Source organism: Collinsella aerofaciens, assembly GCF_902501475.1.
Classification (GTDB): domain Bacteria; phylum Actinomycetota; class Coriobacteriia; order Coriobacteriales; family Coriobacteriaceae; genus Collinsella; species Collinsella aerofaciens_AL.
Genome location: NZ_CABWIF010000055.1, coordinates 68,619 through 86,718, shown reverse-complemented (window position 1 = coordinate 86,718; position 18,100 = coordinate 68,619). Strand labels below are relative to the sequence as shown.

The 18,100-nt window shown below is 58.5% G+C and carries 15 protein-coding genes and 1 tRNA gene; 10 read left to right on the top strand and 6 right to left on the bottom strand.

The features are described from left to right. Positions 1-20: 20 nt before the first annotated feature. A complete protein-coding gene (locus tag GDJ93_RS08715) occupies positions 21-785 on the bottom strand; it encodes a DeoR/GlpR family DNA-binding transcription regulator (protein ID WP_226812561.1) in 765 nt (254 codons plus the stop codon). Between the two features lie 206 nt (positions 786-991). Here GDJ93_RS08715 and GDJ93_RS08710 point away from each other — a divergent pair, with 206 nt between their 5' ends. Further along, the gene (locus tag GDJ93_RS08710) at positions 992-2,044 is read left to right on the top strand and encodes an aldose epimerase family protein (RefSeq protein WP_152068505.1); all 1,053 of its coding nucleotides are present in this window, start codon (positions 992-994) and stop codon (positions 2,042-2,044) included. A gap of 324 nt (positions 2,045-2,368) precedes the next feature. Here the strand turns inward: GDJ93_RS08710 and GDJ93_RS08705 are convergent, their stop codons facing one another. Further along, positions 2,369-2,851 carry a PTS sugar transporter subunit IIB gene (locus GDJ93_RS08705; protein ID WP_193221509.1) on the bottom strand — a complete coding sequence of 161 codons (483 nt, stop codon included), beginning with the start codon at positions 2,849-2,851 and terminating at the stop codon, positions 2,369-2,371. 207 nt (positions 2,852-3,058) lie between these two features. On the opposite strand from GDJ93_RS08705, the gene GDJ93_RS08700 reads away from it, so the two are divergent. After that, positions 3,059-3,134 (top strand) — tRNA-Thr (locus tag GDJ93_RS08700). A gap of 192 nt (positions 3,135-3,326) precedes the next feature. On the opposite strand, the gene GDJ93_RS08695 is transcribed toward GDJ93_RS08700, so the two are convergent. Then, the gene (locus GDJ93_RS08695; RefSeq protein WP_152068503.1) at positions 3,327-4,364 is read right to left on the bottom strand and encodes a hypothetical protein; all 1,038 of its coding nucleotides are present in this window, start codon (positions 4,362-4,364) and stop codon (positions 3,327-3,329) included. A 311-nt stretch (positions 4,365-4,675) separates the two neighbouring features. Between GDJ93_RS08695 and GDJ93_RS10020 the strand changes: the two genes are divergently transcribed. The 6 genes from GDJ93_RS10020 to GDJ93_RS08670 all read left to right on the top strand — a co-directional run bounded on the left by GDJ93_RS10020 (position 4,676) and on the right by GDJ93_RS08670 (position 11,526). Beyond that, positions 4,676-4,840, top strand: a complete 165-nt coding sequence (locus GDJ93_RS10020) for a hypothetical protein (RefSeq protein ID WP_193221508.1) — start codon at positions 4,676-4,678, stop codon at positions 4,838-4,840. Further along, positions 4,840-6,993: a site-specific DNA-methyltransferase gene (locus GDJ93_RS08690; protein WP_152068502.1), complete on the top strand. Its 2,154-nt coding sequence runs from the start codon at positions 4,840-4,842 to the stop codon at positions 6,991-6,993. Before GDJ93_RS10020 ends, GDJ93_RS08690 begins: the two co-directional genes overlap by 1 nt. A 2-nt stretch (positions 6,994-6,995) precedes the next feature. After that, the gene (locus tag GDJ93_RS08685; protein ID WP_152068501.1) at positions 6,996-9,881 is read left to right on the top strand and encodes a DEAD/DEAH box helicase; all 2,886 of its coding nucleotides are present in this window, start codon (positions 6,996-6,998) and stop codon (positions 9,879-9,881) included. A 46-nt stretch (positions 9,882-9,927) separates the two neighbouring features. After that, positions 9,928-10,203, top strand: a complete 276-nt coding sequence (locus tag GDJ93_RS08680; RefSeq protein WP_152068500.1) for a hypothetical protein — start codon at positions 9,928-9,930, stop codon at positions 10,201-10,203. 416 nt (positions 10,204-10,619) lie between these two features. Continuing rightward, positions 10,620-10,919 (top strand): DUF2958 domain-containing protein, encoded by a 300-nt coding sequence (locus GDJ93_RS08675; RefSeq protein ID WP_055250300.1) that lies wholly within the window; start codon positions 10,620-10,622, stop codon positions 10,917-10,919. A gap of 4 nt (positions 10,920-10,923) precedes the next feature. Continuing rightward, positions 10,924-11,526 (top strand): hypothetical protein, encoded by a 603-nt coding sequence (locus GDJ93_RS08670; protein ID WP_152068499.1) that lies wholly within the window; start codon positions 10,924-10,926, stop codon positions 11,524-11,526. A 561-nt stretch (positions 11,527-12,087) separates the two neighbouring features. Here the strand turns inward: GDJ93_RS08670 and argF are convergent. From argF to GDJ93_RS08655, 3 genes are all read right to left on the bottom strand, one after another. Further along, positions 12,088-13,095 carry an ornithine carbamoyltransferase gene (gene argF, locus GDJ93_RS08665; RefSeq protein WP_152068498.1) on the bottom strand — a complete coding sequence of 336 codons (1,008 nt, stop codon included), beginning with the start codon at positions 13,093-13,095 and terminating at the stop codon, positions 12,088-12,090. Between the two features lie 81 nt (positions 13,096-13,176). Beyond that, on the bottom strand, positions 13,177-14,427 hold the full coding sequence (locus tag GDJ93_RS08660) for an arginine deiminase (protein WP_152068497.1): 1,251 nt from the start codon (positions 14,425-14,427) through the stop codon (positions 13,177-13,179). A 28-nt stretch (positions 14,428-14,455) separates the two neighbouring features. Continuing rightward, positions 14,456-15,889 carry a YfcC family protein gene (locus GDJ93_RS08655; protein ID WP_152068496.1) on the bottom strand — a complete coding sequence of 478 codons (1,434 nt, stop codon included), beginning with the start codon at positions 15,887-15,889 and terminating at the stop codon, positions 14,456-14,458. Between the two features lie 262 nt (positions 15,890-16,151). Here GDJ93_RS08655 and GDJ93_RS08650 point away from each other — a divergent pair, with 262 nt between their 5' ends. Both GDJ93_RS08650 and GDJ93_RS08645 read left to right on the top strand, forming a co-directional pair. Then, the gene (locus GDJ93_RS08650) at positions 16,152-17,399 is read left to right on the top strand and encodes an arginine deiminase family protein (RefSeq protein WP_152068495.1); all 1,248 of its coding nucleotides are present in this window, start codon (positions 16,152-16,154) and stop codon (positions 17,397-17,399) included. Beyond that, a complete protein-coding gene (locus GDJ93_RS08645; RefSeq protein WP_152068494.1) occupies positions 17,399-18,046 on the top strand; it encodes an XRE family transcriptional regulator in 648 nt (215 codons plus the stop codon). The genes GDJ93_RS08650 and GDJ93_RS08645 overlap by 1 nt, the downstream gene beginning before the upstream one ends. The last annotated feature ends 54 nt before the right edge of the window (positions 18,047-18,100 follow it).

Here is an 18,100-nt window from a genome sequence, read left to right as displayed (position 1 = left end):
AGTATCGCCTGCAGCGCTAGCTAGCAAATGACCTGCGTGTGTTCCTCGATGGCGGCGCGATCTTCGGCGGCAATACCCGGCTCGCACACCACGGCGTCCAAATTGTCCAGGCGGCAGAAGGTGTAGAAGTCGCGCTTGCCGATCTTGCTGGAGTCGGCGATCAGATAGCGCGAGTCGGCCTTGCTAAAGGCGAGCTGCTGGATACGGCCCTCGTCCATGTTGGACGTAGATACGTCACCGTCCAAGATGCCGTTGGCACCGATAAACGCCGCGTCGATGCCCAGCGCACGCAGGGTATCCTCGGCCGTTGGCCCCACAAAAGCGGCAGTGCGGCGACGGTACATACCGCCCACGAGGCACAGGTCGCAGTCCTCGCGCGCCTCGAGCAGGTTAAAGACCGAAAGCGAGTTAGTCACGATGCGCAGGCGGCACGCCGGCAGCATCGAGGCCATCTGCTCAACCGTGGTGCCCGTACCCAAAAAGATGGTCGAGCCTTCCTCGATAAGCTCCACGGCGCGGCGCGCGATCTGCAGCTTTTCCTCGGCATGCTTAGTGCGCTTTTCGCTGTGCGAATACTCATGGCGCAACATAGCGTGGGGACGTCCCTGTGCACTACGGGCGCCGCCGTGCACGCGCTCGATCTCGCCCAGGCTCGCAAGTTCCTCAAGGTCGCGGCGAATCGTCATATCCGAAACGCCCAGCGCATCCGAAATCTCCTTGACCGAGACCGTGCCCTGCTCTTCGAGCAGCTGACGAACCTTATCCTGTCGCTCTGCCTTAATCACGATGAATCCTCGCCGTTCTTTGCGCGCATATCATTCAAACAGTAACGAACAAATTGTATCAGACTCGTGCGCGTCAAAAATGAACGCCCGCACAGCTTCAATCATCACTTTTTTGAGAAAAATACCCCCTGCTTTAGTGGGGTGTAGTGATAATCTCGCCTGTTCGCGCTACAGTTTGTCGGAAATACCTCGATGTTAGGAACCAAATGATCACTTCCGAGCTTTTCGGCACCGCGCCGTGCGGTACCCCCGTTCATCGTTACACCCTCAACGGGCCCGAGATCTGCGTTCGCATTATGGACTATGGCGCCACCGTGTTGGGCATCGACGTGCCCGATATCCCCGGCAACGTGCGCGATGTGGTGCTGGGCTTCGATAAGCTCGAGGATTACTTTGACAACCCCGCCTGCTTTGGCGCGACCATCGGACCTGTGGCCAACCGCACTGCAGGTGCCACGATCACCATCGCCGGCACGGACTGGCATATGCCCGCCAACGAGGGCACCAACAACCTGCACAGCGATCTTGAGCATGGTCTGCACAAGCGCGTATGGGACGTTGAGCTCGACGAGGTCCACAATGCCGTGCGCATGACCACCTCGCTTGAGGACGGTGAGCTGGGCCTCCCCGGCAACCGCACCTTTACGGCCGTGTTTACCGTGACGCGCACCGGCTGCTTCCGTATCGAATATGGCTGTGAGAGCGACCGCGCCACGTACGTGTCCATGACCAACCACACGTACTTTAACCTTGCCGGTCACAACGCCGGCATGGACTGTGAGCACTTCTTTGTTGCTAACGCTGCCCACTACCTGCCCATCAACGAGCAGAATATCCCCACCGGAGAGATCGCTCCGGTCGAGGGCACGCCGTTTGACTTCCGTGAGCTGCGCCCCGTCGCGCCCGGCATGGAAGCCGACGACCCGCAGATTAAGCAGGCCCGTGGCTACGACCACTGCCTGTGCATCGATGGCTATCAGTACGGCCGTAATCTGCGCCGCGCGATGCACGTCGAGGAGATGTGGACCGGCCGTGAGCTGGACTATTACACCACTGCCCCGGGCGTGCAGCTCTACACCGGCAACTGGCTGGGCGACGAACACGCCAAAGACGATGCCAACTATGGTTGGGGCGCCGGCTTTGCCCTCGAGGCCGAAATGTATCCTGACACGCCGCACCATGCGCTGTTCCCCCAGGGCATCGTGGGCCCCGGTCATCCCTACAGCAATGTGATCGAATACCACTTTATGAGGCACTAGGCCCACAACGCGACATATCGCACAGCAACGCCCGCCGGCACACCGCCGACGGGCGTTTTTCATCTTTTGGGCTCTTTTTCGCTGTGACTGTATGAGTGACATATCAAAACTATGCCCATTTACTACGCTTAGCCCGGGATGCTCGACCATGCACCGGTTTTTGTTAAATGCGCGAGCCGTCTACCTGCGGTTTTGTTTTTCTCAAATTCGACATACTCGGCGATAACCGATCAAACGTAGTAAATGGGCATAGTTTTTGACAGGCAGCATCGCACGCGTCCCTCGCAAGGGCAAAATGATTCGTTTTTCTCCGTCCCCAAGGGATCAGTTGAACAGATTGCCGATGGGGTCGGGATTGGAGCTGGGGAGATAGCGGATTTCTAGTTCTATGCCGAGCTTTTGCAGCTCTTTGAAGGCGGCGACATCTTCGCCGTCTACGGCGACTGCGGGCGTTATGGGGTGCTTGCCCTCCCCTGCCTGCATATGGCCAATGCTGATCTTGGTGATCGGCACGCCACCCTTAACCAGCGCGAGTGCATCGGCGGGTGAGGCCACCATGATCAGAATCAATTGGCGCGGCGCCGCGGTGTGAATGATGTCGATGGTCTTTTGCACCGAGAAAAACCGCGTCCAAACGCCTTCTGGCGCCGCCACCCTCATGGGTGCCCATTGGCGCGAATCCGCCGCAATCTCATCGTTGACGATTAGGACAAGGTTGGAACCCACGGCCTCGTTCCATAGCTCAACGTCTTGCCCGTAAATGAAATGGTCGTCGATACGCGTGAGAAGGATATTGGGTTGAGCCATGGCTGCCCCATTCTGTTTGAGACCCATACGAGCGGGACGTCGGCCACCAACTCGACAGCAGGTCAAGCACCAAATGGGTACCGCGGACATCACGCCTCTAATATTAGTGCATTTAAAGTGAGAAAAGCCGCCAGAACACTTGCGCGGATTTGCGATGTCCCGTATCATAGACAGCCGTTGACGCCTCAGTTGCGTCACCACATGGCCGCCAGCGTAGCTCAGTTGGTAGAGCACCGCTCTCGTAAAGCGGGGGTCACCGGTTCGAGCCCGGTCGCTGGCTCCATCGCATTAGTGCAGCTCAGAAGCATAGTTGCTTCTGAGCTTTTTTGTTTTCGTGTCTCTTTCCTCCTTCTCCGAGGAGTGAAAAAGGGGTGAAAATCTTTTTTAACCGTTTTCCATAAATAGCTAGCATCATCCAACGTTCACATTAGATCGAACAACAATCCTGTTGCACATAGCCAAATTCCGCTGAGTATCAGAGAAGAACGTCCGGATTATATGCATCCAGCTTCGCTTCTCCAGTCGCCAGTGACTCCTCCAGCCGGTCAGCATATTCAACAATAGAGCCGTAGAACATGGGAGTAAATCCGAACTTTTCGATAAAGAGGGGTTCCGCTACGCCAACCCTCCTCTTGGCAACCGCAGCCTCATCTTTTTCATAGTACCCAGTGCCAGGAATCCGCTCGCTTGCCTGCGGCAAGCACTTAAGCTGCCTACGCAAGCGTGCCGATCCCTTTGAAAGACCCGTATAGGTGATAACACCAGAGATTACGCCACCGACACCCACAACAACCTTGCCAGCGGCATCCCCCACCGTCTGCTTTGTTATCTTGATACCCATGAAGCTCAAGAGCTTCTTGAGGATCGGATACCAACTGGTCTTGGTTAGAGACTGGCGAGCGACCTTTTTCGCGACCGCCTCTTGGGCGTTTTTGGCGATTACGGTTAGCATCGAATTCGCGCTGCCTACACCCATCATCACACCGAGCAACACTGCCATTTCGTAGAGAGTCTCGTCATCAACGTCGTCACATTCTTCAAAAAAGGTCTGCCAGCCATACAGGTATGCCAGTTTCTGCATAATCCTGAATGCGTGCACGTAGTATTGCGTAATATCAGCAGGAATGGTGCCCGCCATCGCAACACCTCCGGGAAGACCTGCTGCAAAGGAAAGGGCAGTTGACTTCTTTGTCTCAAAATCAATTACTTCTCTAGCAATTCTATCGATCAGGCCCACATCGATTCCAGCAGTGACGGGAGTCGTTTCCACGGCAAACTCGACGACATCTTTATGGACACCCTTCCTCCTCAACTCCGAGCGGAGGAAATGAGGCCGATCAATTCTCACTCCCTTTAACCGAGCAACTTTTTTCATAAAGTCAATCAAAAATCTCTGGGCCTCTGCCAACTGCTCATCGCTCTTGTCTTTTAGCTCTGCAAAAGCCGAATCAACGGGAACGACGACCTCGAGACCCTCTCCCCCGTTTTTCTTTCCAAGCAGCTTGACGTCCATACAGCCTTCCAATCGAATCGTTCATCGGCAACCAAATGCACTGCCCACCGATACCGCACTCGCAATATGTTAAGCCGGCGACTAAAACCGAACTCGCTCCCGCCTCAATTGTCACTCTTCTCGAAATCAATAACCCATATGCCAGGTCATCTCAATTTCGGGTGGTAAATCGTGAAGCAACCTGACCTGCTCGAGTTGGCAGATCGTCAACACCGAGAAAATCCATTTGCCGATTCTTCGACTCCTATTTATACGTAATTACGTAATTACGTAATTGCGTATAATTAAATCAATTTATGTTGGAGGTTGATATGGCTGAAGCTCAAGAAAATAATCCGGAGAGACTTGATAAGTTCACGCTCTCCATTACCCGTGAAGACAAAAAGGCCCTTAAGCAATACGCAGCCCAGCAGGAAAAAACCGTTGCAAAAGTCGTGCGCGAATGGATTGACGAGAAGTGCAAGGGGGATAAATAATGTCCCAAACCACACAAGCCGTCGTTCAGAGCCTCGTTGAACGGGCGGTCAAATTAGGCGACCGCCAGCTCGCTGCGGACATCCGTGCCTTTGCAGCCCAGCGCCAGTTCGGTCTGGTCTTTGAGCACAATCGCCCCGAACGTCTACGCCTCTACGGTAAGCCCGTTATGCGCGGTGACACCGTACAGGTGTTACCCGCGCGCGGTGAAAAGGAGAATGCCGATTCACAGCTGCTATGGCGCGTCACTTCGCTCGACGGTCAAACGGCTCAGCTAACGCCATATAAATCTGTTTCCTATGACGAAAACAACAACGAGGATTGCTCCGTAGCTGTTGAGGACATCGTTGCGGTAGCGGAATACGATCAGCCCATCTATACTGGCCTCAAGGAGACCGGGCGTATCGAGCGCGGCGGCGACAGACCTTATCAAGTAGTTATCAATGGCGAGAACTACCACGCTCTTGAAACCTTGGCCTTTTCCTATGCTGGCAAAGTGGACTGCATATATATTGACCCCCCGTATAACACTGGCGCCCGCGACTGGAAATACAACAACGATTACGTCGACGGCTCCGACGCCTATCGTCACTCCAAATGGCTCGCCTTCATGGAGCGCCGCCTCAAGCTGGCGAAGCAACTGCTCAATCCCGAGGAATCTGTTCTCATCGTTACAATAGATGAGAAGGAATATTTGAGACTTGGCTTACTGCTCGAGCAGCTATTCCCCAGTGCAACCATTCAGATGGTCTCCAGCGTAATCAACCCCAAGGGCGTAGCGCAGAAAAACGGATTTAGGCGGGCCGATGAATACCTATTCTTTGTAATGGTGGGCGATTCATCGCCGGTGAAGCTTCAGCTAAGTGACGAGTGGTCCGCATCATCAGCAAAAGCTTCTGCTGGCAAGAAAAAAGGCGCGGTGAAGCTTGGCTGGACATCCATGATGCGTCGAGGATCCCATTCCCATCGACATGAGCGACCCGGGCTTTACTACCCCATCTTCGCCGATCCTGAGAAGCATATGATCGTACAGGTCGGTGAGGTGCTGCCCGCAGAGCAACATGCAGGTGTTGACATCGATGGGCTTGTACAAATTCTGCCTTTGCGCCGCGACGGAAGCGAAGGGTGCTGGCAGGTCGGCCCATCCGAGCTGCGTTCACGAATTGAGCAGGGGCGCGTAAAGCTTGGCTCAAAAACCAACTATGGGTACGTGGTTAATTACTTGCCAGACGGCGAGTATGCAAAGGTAACCAGCGGCTTCTACAAGGTTCTCGGCAGAGCCGAGGATGGTTCCCTCATAGCTGAAACTGAAGAGTCGTCAGACATGGCAATTGCTCCGACGCAATGGAAAATCGCCTCGCACAATGCCACGGAATACGGAACGGGCCTAATCCAATCCCTTATTGGCAGAAACTTCTCTTACCCCAAGTCTCTCTATGCAGTAGAAGACACGCTGCGCTTCTTCATTGCGAGTAAGCCCAATGCGCTCATAGTGGATTTCTTCTCTGGATCGGGCACAACAGCACATGCTGTCATGCGTCTCAACCATCAAGACGGCGGTCAGCGCAAGTGCGTCTGTATTACCAACAATGAAGTGTCTGATGAGGAGAGTAAGGGGCTTTTGAAGCAAGGTCTTCGTAAAGGCGATCCCCAGTGGGAGGCACTGGGTATCTGCCAGTACGTTACCAAGCCTCGCGTCACGGCGGCCATCACGGGCAAGACGCCCGAGGGCGATCCCATCAAGGGTGACTACAAGTTCACCGACGAGTTTCCCATGGCCGACGGCTTTGAGGAAAACGCCGTCTTCTTTGACCTCACCTACGCAGACCCAGACGCCGTCGAGCTGGGCGTGGCCTTCGAGGAAATCGCGCCCCTGCTCTGGCTGCGCGCTGGTTCGCGTGGCAGCATCATCAAGCACGAGCAGCCGGGCTTTGCCATGGCCGACGCCTACGCCGTCCTTTTCGACTTTGCTTCGGTCGGCGCTTTCATAGACGCCGTCAAGCAGAATGCCGGCATAGGGTGCGCCTATGTGATCACGGACGACACGGCTCGATACGCCTCCGTCAAGGCACAACTGCCTGGGCTCGACGTCGTCCGCCTGTACGAGAACTACCTGCAATCGTTCAAGATTGCCGCCGAGGATGCGGTGAGGTAAACATGAGAGTCGAACTTAAGGATTTCCAAGCCGGTGCGGTCGCGGCCCTGGCAAACAAGTTGCAGTCGATGCGCCGACGCTACGAGCAGGACGGCGAGCTGTCCTCGATATGCCTCGCATCTCCCACGGGGTCGGGCAAAACGGTTATGTGCGCAGCGACGATCGAAGCGCTCTTCTTCGGAGACGACGATCTGAGCCTCATGCCCGACGAGAATGCCGTTGTTCTTTGGCTCTCGGATTCCCCGAGCTTGAACGAACAGACGAGCGTGCGTTTCTCCAACGTGGCGGACAAGCTCGCAGACAGCATCCTTGACAGGCGCCATCTGGTCACGATTACCAACGACTTCGGAGCCGCGCACGACATTCTCGAGCCGCGCCACGTCTATTTCCTTAGCAAGGACCTACTCAGCAAAAATGGCCTGCTCATCAAGGGCGGTGAGGCCAACTCCGGCCGCGTATTTTGGGACATCCTTGACCGCACCATTAGGGACCCGGAGCGCAACCTCTATCTGTTCATAGACGAGGCCCACCGCGGCCTGGGAGCCAATGCCTCGAGTGAGCGCGGCACAGCAACAATCTACGCTAGCCTCATTGATGGCCTGGACGGCCGTGCGGCGATGCCCATCGTCGTCGGGGTCTCTGCCACGCCGCAGAGGTTCGAAGCTGCTATGGACCAGCGCGCCGATCGCGTACGCATGCCAAAGGTCGCTGTGACCCCTCGCGAGGTCCAGGAATCGGGCCTGCTTAAAGATATTATCGAGCTGCGCGTGCCCGAGAAGGACGATCCAGTCGAGCACCAATACCTTACTATGGCGTGCGAGCGCTATGCCCTGGCTTGCAACGAGTGGGGTGAGTACTGCGCCCGCGAGGGCGAGAGCTACATCAACCCCCTGCTGCTCATCCAGGCCGCTGACAACGTGAGCGGCTCGGCCTTGGTCGAGATGTGCGACCAGATCATGGGCTTAGTCCCCGGCCTTTCCGAGGCGATGTCGTTTGCCAATGTCTTCGGCGAGCACAAGGACATCGCGGCGGGAAAATACCTCATCCGCTATGTAGAGCCCGAGTTCGTTCAGGACACCTCAAGCGTCCGCGTACTTTTCGCCAAGGAGGCCGTCTCCAACGGATGGGACTGCCCACGAGCGGAGGTCATCTTCTCGCAGCGCAGGCGTTCGGACTCGACCTATATCGCACAGCTCGTGGGGCGTATGGTACGCACCCCACTTGCGCGGCGCATCGAATCCGATGACCTTTTGAACTCCGTCGCCTGCTACCTGCCCCAGTTCAATCCCGAGAGCACTCAGGACGTGGTTGACTACCTCATGGGCCGCAAGGACGACATGGGCGAGAGCTCCATCGGCAAACAGAACATCGTTCTCAACCCCGTGACCATTACTGCTGCCGAACCAAAAACCAATGAGGAATATCAGCAGGAGCTGAGGGCATACGAGGAGAACCGGAAGGCTGTCGAGGCTGCTCGTCAATCGCAACCCGGCTACCAGTCATCGCTGGAGGGCTTTGCGACCCAAGAGCCCCTGGACATGCAGGGCGCCCAGCCATCGCTCGTTTCCGCCGTTCAAGGCTGTGGCAATCTGCCCCTTAATGAGAAGCCAGTTTCCCAAGCTGACACGGCTGGCGGCGATAGCCCCGCCGAGTCAGAGATTGCGCACTTCAATTCGGTCCAGCCAGCGCCTGTCGCGAAGCCTATCCCGATGTCAAAGCCTGAGCCGCCAAACAAGCGAGAGCAATCCTTCACGCATGACGAATGGGAGGGAATTCGCACCGCCTTCGACTCCATTCCCGTGCAGCGAATTCCGAAGAAGGCCAGAAACGAATTCCAGAGCTTGGTTAAGACGGCAACCCTGCTCGTCGAGACCGGTCTCGATGTCAACGCTGCAGCGGACGTGAATAGGCAGTTCACCCAGAAGCTCAAGGGCTATATCGTTGCCAACGAAGACGAATACCGCGAGGCACGCCATGAAGTCGAGGTTGCTGAGACCGTCAAGATTACGCTCGATAAGCTCAATGAGACCGAGGACCAGGAGCAGGAGGAGGCTCGTACGGACGCAGAAGGCCTCAGGAAGGCCGCTCGCGACGCCGACATACGCTTCACGAAGGAGTTCACGCAGGCATATCGCCGCGCCAACTTCAAGGAGCTTGGACGCCCTGAGTGCGACCTGAGGCTTGCCGCTGCGGTGCGCACGCAGCCCATCGTTAATGCGCTCGAGGACTGGGCGGCAAACTGCCGAAAGGCCTACTTTGACAAGGTCGACGGATCCGGTGATTATGACTACCTCAACGACGCCGCAAAGCTGCGTTATGACGAACTGGCTCGTGAAACCGAAGGCAAGCGCCTCACAAAGATAGAGTGGCCCACATCTACCAGCACGTCGGATAACTTCGCCAAGTATCCGCACCATATCATGCAGAAGGAGGACGGTCTCTGCCCACTCGACCTGAATCCGGTCGAAGACTTTATCGTTAAGAATGAGTTGGCGAAGAGCCGTACTGTCGCCTTTTATCGCAACCCGTCGGGTAGCATGTCGGCTAAGGCGTTTTCGATTCCGTACTCGTCATCGGTGGGACGCAAGGCCCTGCACCCTGATTTCCTCTTTTTCGTGAAGGACAGTGACGGGGCGATCAAGCCGTCAATCGTCGATCCGCACGGTGATTTCCTCATCGACACGCTCGCCAAGCTCAGAGGCTATGTTGCCTACCTACGTGAATATCCCGACGTGTTTAAGCAAGTCCAATTTGTGGGCGATATGGGCAACGGAGAGTATCGTGTTCTCAACCTGTTGCGAGAAGACGTCCAGAATGCCATCGAGAACTACGATGACGTCGACTGCAAAGCCCTGTTCTACGGCCCCTTCGCAAACAACTATCACTAGATGCCGATAAAACGATCCTTTGTGTAAGACAGAATCGGAGCAGCCAATGGCAATCGTAATCGACGCAGAATCAATCCCCTGCTTGCCAGATTTAATTGACAAAATCGGCGACCACCAAGCATGGTTGACGCTCGATTCGGCGCCCGCCGGCGATGGAAAGTACCTATCCATCGCCGGCTACCGATTCGCTTGGCGCCCAGTATTTGTCAAATGGTCCGATCCTGAAGACTCAGCCAGGCTCGCCGTCGTAATCGATACGGGCAGCCTCGATATTCCCGTTGAACTAATGATTGGCGAGATCGCCACCTTTACGAACCGATAGCTCAACTAACCTGAATAGCCCATGGGCATCAACGGCGCTCCTGGATAAGGGCGCCGTTTCCCTTTCATTAGATTCACGAACATAGACAAATGCCACATAGCGACATTTATAGAGCGTATTAACTCGATAGCGGCAAATAAAACGTAGCAACAGCTACAGTTCGGCATCCGCCGGGATATGCCCACGGCTCCGCGACCGGGTTGCACCTCCGCTGCGCGGCCTCAAGGGGGCCCACGGAATCGTCCACAATTCTCCTCTTCGATACGAATGGTGGGGATTGCCGTGGACCTCCCTTGACCCCGCTCCGCTCCGGTGCGGCTTCTGCAGGAGCAGAAGCAAGCGCCGCCGACGCAGCGCTTCGCTTCTGCGCGCAGGGGCGAGAGTCTAGGGGCCACGTGCCCGGAACGGAGGAAGACATGCAGCAGCTGATGACCGAGGAAATCGCCAAGACGGCGCCGAGGCTCTACGGGCAGGACGGGGCGGAGGACCCCACGGTCTACGCCCACTACTTCTCGTGCGTGAACGGATGGGATTGGTGGTTGCTCGAGTTCGACGGAACGGACGAGGCGTTCGGCCTCGTCGAGGGCTACGACGACGAGCTCGGCTACTTCAGCATCAAGGAGATGGCCGAGCTGAACCGCCAGATGGGGTTCGCCGCCGTCGAGCGCGACGAGCACTTCTCCCCGAAGCCGCTCAGCGCCGTCAGGAGGAGATAGCCGCATGGTCACGGTCGAGTTCGACTCCATGGGCGAGGCGGTCCGCCTCGCCCTCGTGGCCGATGGGTACGTGGGCGGCGGCCTGGCCGTCCTCCTCCTCGACGCCACGGACCCACACTCCGAGGGCTACATGGCCGAGTGGGGCGTGCTCACGGCGAGCGTGCCGGCGGCGGCCGAGTGGTGCCGCGGGCAGGGCAACATCGCCATCGACGCCGACGTGCCCGCGGCGCTCCTCGAGGCGCTCGAGGCCGCCGGCGCGGTCCGGAGGGCCGGCCGCTCGGCGGCGTCCGGGATGGCCCGCTACCCGCTGGCCACGGTCGCCGGGCACGCCCTCGACGGCATGGGCGGCCTGAGAGAGACCCTCGAGGAGGCTCTCGGCTCGACGGTCGTCGTCGAGTACGAGTCGGGCGGCGACGGCGGCGCGTTCGAGGTGGGGACCGCGCCGGCGGGCTCGGATGAGCTCGGGCGCCTCGTCGCCGCCGCGACGTCCGAGGCCGACGCGTTGGCGCGCGCCGGCGGATGGGCTACCGTCCGGGTCGGCTTCGGGGACGCCGAGACTATCGACTGCGAGACGGGCCGGACGGTATACACGGCCGGGTCGGAATAGCATCGGACCGCCACCTGCACGGGCACGCCGGCGACGGCGTGCCCCTCGCGGCGTTTCGCGGGGATGCCTCGCGCCATCCCCGGACCCCTGCGCGCCAAAGGGACGTGCCCCCTTGGAACCCCGGACCGCCGCCGGCGGGCCGTGAACGGCGGGACAATCGCTCGGCTTCAACTCGCGATCGACCCGCCGTGTCACGGCACGCCGGCTCTCGCTCCGGCTCCGCTCGATGGCTCCCCATGGGTCGCCATCACTGCGCCTCCGCTCACCTGCCCCGTTGCACTCCGCCCGCATGGGCTTCCGTTACACGGGCCATGCAAGATATGTATTCCGTGCAACGGAATACCTTGCCCGACCGAAGCCGGGATGTGCGGACCGCTCCGAAGTCGCTCCCGCAGAGCCGTGCAACAGCCTTGCCGGCTGTTGCACGGACCCCAGATATGAAAGCTCGCATGATCACCCAAGCGCAAAAAGACGCGCCGGCCATCGGGGTCGACGCGTCTCGAAACATCGCTCAGCGCAGCAATATTTACAGTTCTTTCTTACGGTGCCTTGATGCCCAACCTACTTTAGGGTCGCGTACATGACGGCCTTGATGGTGTGCATGCGGTTCTCGGCCTCCTGGAAGACGCGGGACTGCTTGGACTCGAAGACCTCGTCGGAGACTTCCATCTCGGTGACGCCGAACTGCTCGGCAATCTCCTTGCCGACCGTGGTGTTAGTGTCGTGGAACGAGGGCAGGCAGTGCATGAAGATGGCTGTGGGCTTGGCCATGGCCATGACCTCGGAGGTCACTCGATAGGGGCTCATGAGGGCGATGCGGCTCTTCCAAAGCTCTGCGGGCTGGCCCATGCCGACCCAGACGTCGGTGTAGATGACGTCGGCGTCGCGGGCACCCTCCTCGACATCATCGGTGACGGTGATGGTGCAGCCGTTCTCGGCGGCGATGCGCTCGCACTCGGCCAGGAACTCGGGATCGTAGGAGGTTGCGCCCTCGCCGGTGGCGATGGGGCCGCAAGAGCAGTAGTTGATGCCGAGCTTGGCGCAGATGATCATGAGGGAGTCGGCCACGTTGCCGGCGTGCTTGCCGAAGAACGTGAGCTTGAGGCCCTTGGTGTCACCGAATTCCTCGCGCATGGTGAGGATGTCGGCCAGCGCCTGGGTGGGGTGGAACTCGGTGGTCAGGCCGTTCCACACGGGCACGCCGGCGTTCTCGGCGAGGCACTCGACCTTCTCCTGCTCGAAGCCGCGGTACTCGATGCCGTCGTACATGCGGCCGAGGACGCGGGCGGTATCCTCGATGGACTCCTTCTTGCCCATCTGGGAGGAGCCGGGCTCGAGGTAGGTGACGCCCATGCCGAGGTCCATGGCGCCGACCTCGAAGGCGCAGCGGGTGCGCGTGGAGGTCTTCTCGAACAGCAGGACGATGTTCTTGCCCTCGAGGTACTTGTGGGGCATACCCATACGCTTGGCGTTCTTGAAGTCGGCTGCGAGAGCGAGCAGGTACTCAATCTCCTCGGTGGTGTAATCGAGGAGCTTGAGGAAGTGGCGACCGGAGAGGCTTACACCCATGATGGTTCCTTTCGGTAATGGTTTGAGGAGCCCGCACGCCGGGTGGATTGGTTGCCTGGCGTGCGGAGGGGAAATTGAGAACTAGATATCGGCGCGCTCGAAGGGCATGGTCATGCAGCGGGGACCGCCACGGCCACGAGAGAGCTCCTCGGAGGGGGCGACGAGCAACTCGACACCGGCCTTGTAAAGCAGGTCGTTGGTGACCTTGTTGCGTTCGTAGACGAGAACCTTGCCGGGCGCCACAGCCAGGGTGTTGGAACCATCGTTCCACTGCTCGCGGGAGGCCTCGATAGGATCGCCGCCACCGCACTCGAGCAAGGTAACCTTGTCCACACCGGTAGCAGCCTCGAGAATGTGCTCGAGGGTGTCGTCGATCTCCTCGATGGCGATCTCGCCGGGCTTGGCGCCGCGGGTAAGGCGGTAGACCTTGAGACAGTCGAAGATACCGGGGTAGACGGTGAACTTGTCGTAGTCGACCTGGGTGAAGACGGTGTCGAGGTGCATGAAGGCGTAGCCGTAAGGGATCTTGATGGCATAGATTGCCTCGATCTCGGAAGGCACCTCACCCCAGAACATGTTCTGAGCGAGCTCGTCGATGGCCTCGGGAGAGGTGCGCTGCGAGATGCCGATGGCGAGCGTCTTGCCGTTGATGTTCAGGATGTCGCCGCCCTCAATGTGGTACTTGGAATCGTGGTTGTACCATACGGGGGTACCTGCGTAGTCGGGGTGGTTGGCGAGGATGGTGCCGTAGAAGATGGTCTCGCGGTTGCGCTGGGGCCAGTACATCTTGTTGAGGCATACGCCGTGGCCTACGACCGCCAGAGGATCGCGGGAGAAGTAGGAGCTGGGCAGCGGGTAGACCACGAGGTCCTCGGGCTTGGCGTCCTCGGAGTCCAGAATGGACAGAGAGGCAGAGGTAGCCGGGATGTCCAGGTCGCGATAGTACAGACCGCCCATGCAGGCGAGCACGAACTCGTAGTTGTCCTTGATGGACGAGAGCTTCTCGCGTACGACGGCCTCGAGCGTGGGGTTGGCGATATTCGCCTCGGAGATGAACTTCTCGAAGAACTCGCCGCGTGCGCTGGGTACGAGGTCCATGGTTTCGGCAAGCATCTTCTCCATGTAGAGAACCTCGGCACCGGCGCCGCGCAGGAGGTCGGTGAAGGCGTCATGCTCCTTTTGAGCCCAGTCGAGATCGAAAGCGTCGTGGATCCAGACCTTCTCGAAGTCCTCGGGGCGCAGGTTAACCAGGTCCTTACCCGGACGGTGGACCATGACGCGCTTGAGCTGGCCGATCTCGCTGTGGACGTTAAGTCCCTTGATTGTTGTCATGTTGACTAACCTTTCTGAACGTTACACGCTACCCCACGACGGGGAGCATGCTGGAAACGGATACGAACACGAGGTTGATAACAGTGACGACGAGGAAGAACTTCCATGCCGTCTTCCACCACTGGCCGAGGGAGATCTTGCAGACGCCCAGACCGGCGACGAGGATAGCACTCGTGGGGCAGATGAGGGACATGGTGGTCCCACCCATAGAAAGCGCGGTAACGGCACCCTCGGGGTTGAGGCCCATGAGCTCGGTCAGAGGACCGAAGATGGGCATGGTGAGGGCCGCAATCCCCGAGGAGCTGGGGACGAGGATGGCAAGCACGTTGTCCACGGCGTACAGGATGGTGGTGAACAGCACGGGAGGGATACCTGCCAGGCCCGTGGCCATGGCGTTGAGAATCGTGTCGATGATCATGCCGTCGTTGGCGATGACGAGGATGCCGCGGGCGAGGCCGACGACGATAGCGGAGAACGCGAAGTCCTTGATACCGGCGACGAACTCACTGGCGATGGTGGCCTCGTTCATGCCGCCGATGATGCCGGAGAGCAGGCCCATGGCCAGGAAGATGCCGGCAATCTCGTTCATGTACCAACCCTGGGTGACGAGACCCCAGATAATGGCGCACATACCGGCGACGAAGATAGCCAGGATGGCCTTCTGGCGACCGGTGAACTCGACCTCCAGCGCGTTATCGTTGACGGAGAACTCCTCGCGCTTGGCGAAGTCGTCCTTGTAGGTGATGGAGGACTCGGGGTTCTTCTTGACGTGGCGGGCGTACATAGTGACCCAGGCGATGCCCACGATGGTGAGGACCACAAAGGCAATCATGCGCAGCCACAGCTGGGGGTTACCCTGGATACCGATGACGCCCTGGGCGATAAGGACGCTGAAGGGGTTGATGGTCGAGGCGATGTATCCGATACGGGCGCCGACGAAGACGACCATGAAGGCGGTCATCGAGTCGAACCCCATGGACATCATGATGGGAAGGAAGATGGCGAAGAACGGCAGGGTCTCCTCGGCCATGCCGAAAGTGGTGCCACCGAGCGCGAACAGCGCCATGCAGATGGGGATGATCAAGATGTCGCGCTTCTCGAAACGCCTGACCACACGGCTCATACCGTTGGTAATGGCGCCCGTCGCGGTGATTACCTGGAAGGAACCGCCGACGATGAGGATGAACGCGACGACCTCGACGGCCTGCTGGATACCGACCGCGGGAGCCTGCAGAACGTCGAAGACGCCCTGGCGAAGATCGACGGTCGCACCGTCCTCATCGACGGAGACCTTGTCGACCTCCTGATAGGTACCGGCCACGGTGACCTCACGACCCGCGACCTCGGTTCGCTCGAAGGCACCCGAGGGGACGAGCCACGTGAGGGCCGCGAACACCACCATCAACGCGAAGATGATGGTGTAGACATGAGGCACTTGGAACTTCTTCTTTTCTTCAGCCATGTCTTCTCCTTATTGCTTCTATCCACGGCGCCGCAGCGCCTGTTTGACGTGAGTCCATTGTTGGACATCGCGTCACACGCGCCGCACGCACTGCGCCCGATGGCACCGTTTGCGGCGGCAAGCGTCAGCTAGGTTGATGTTAAACGTCAATACGCAAAATAACGATTGATATATAATGTCAATTAACCAGCACTAGGCAACATTACGGTATGGCATTGCGCTACAGTGCCTATATACAGATGCACGAGGTACGGAGATAGGTATGCAAAACGCACTGCACGTCGTCAACGAAACGGGGACGCTCAAAAAGGTCCTGGTCCACTCCCCCGGTATCGAGACGACGAGCTTTACGTCCGATGAGTTCAGCAGCGTCTTCGCGCTGCGCCCCACACGCACGAGCTTCGACTACGACAAGGCGATCGAAGAGCACCGCAACCTGGTTAAAGCTTTCGAGGACAGCGGCATAGAGGTTGTATACCTTAAGGACCTCGTGATCGAAACCGTCGAGCATGACGAGCAGGCACGGCGCGAGCTGACCGAGTCGTTCCTCAGCACCTGCAGCGTGAGCGGCAACGAGCTGCTAGGCGCCCTGCGTGCCTATCTTGAGAAGGCTACATCCGCAACAAATCTGGTAAACATGATGCTCGCCGGCATGCGCTACGAGGACGTGCTCGACCTACCCACGGCGACTTCTTCGCTCGCGCAGGCAGTCGGCATGGGCTTCAATCCCCACGGGCTCATGGTCAACCCCATGAACACGCTGTTCTTTGCCCGCGACCCGTCTGTGGTCGTGGGCAACGGCGTATGCTGCAACCACATGTACTGGAACGATCGCAACCACGAGGCCACGCTCCACACCGTCGTCTTCCGCCATCATCCCATGTTTAAAGACACTCCCCTGTGGTTCGAGCCCGAGAGTTCCTTCCATATCGAGGGCGGAGACATCCTCAACATGGACGAGAAGACCGTGCTCGTGGGCATGTCGCAACGCACCGAAGCGGCGGCGATCGATGTACTCGCGGCCTCGCTGCTCTGGAACCCGCAAAGCACCGTCGACACCGTGTACGTCGTCGAGGTGGAAGAGAACGGTACGCGCATCCACCTAGATACGTACCTCAACCGTATCGGCCCCGAGACCTTCGTGGTCGACCGTGCCATCGGCGAGAACCTTCACGCATACAAGATTGAACGCGGCCGCAAGCAAGGCACCTGCACGGTCGTATCGCTCGACTGCGACCTGGACCAGCTGTTGGCATTGGTTGCCGATGTACCCAGCGTGCGAACAATATCGTGCGAAACCCCAAGCTTCAACAGGACCGTAGAGGGAGCCGCCGTGGAAACCCTCGTGCTCTCCCCCAATAAGCTGTGCGTCTCGGCCAACAACGCCATCATGAACCGCAAGCTCGCACGAGCCGGCTTCGACCTCATAGAGACTTCCCTCGACGAGTTGACGAGCGGGTTTGGTGGCCCCAGCTGCCTGTGCATGCCACTTGTTCGCGAGCTGGACTAATGGACAAGGGAAGCAACATAGCTCTCCTGCGCGAGCAGCTGGGGCTCACTCAGGCCGAATTTGCCCGCGACCTTGGTGTTGCAAAAGAAACCGTATGCCGATGGGAGAAAAACCGTACGGCGATTCGACCGAGACATATCCAAAAGATGGTCAAGCTGTACGGTGTGACGGAAGACGACATCTTAAGCGACAGCATAGGACTTGCCGCACGAGAGGCCCTACGCTCCGCCAAGGGCGAGGGGTTGAACCCGCAAACTCGCGACGCGTTTCCCATCCTGCGAATCAAGCGATCGGGAAATGGGACCTCGTTGCAAAGCGTAGGCGCCACGCTCACCCCCTCCGACATAGCAGAGAGGCATCTGCACGCCGCGTACGTGCAGATGAACAACAAGGACATGACGCTGCTGTATCCCCAAGGCACGCTGCTGCTGGTCGACCCAGACGTGAAGCCATACAACGGCTGTACGGTGGTGGCGACCATCGACGCCGTCCGCGTGCTGATTCGCAGGTACAGCATGGGAAACAACACGATCATGCTTTCGACGCACAGCTATGACTCGACTGCACCCGACCTCATTCTGGATCGTAGACGTGTTCGCATTATCGGTGTGGTCGTGTGGTATCGGGGCGCAATGGACATTGTGTAGCCGCGAGACAACGAGTGGCTTTTCGCACGTGGCCACGGAACGGTTTCTACAGCC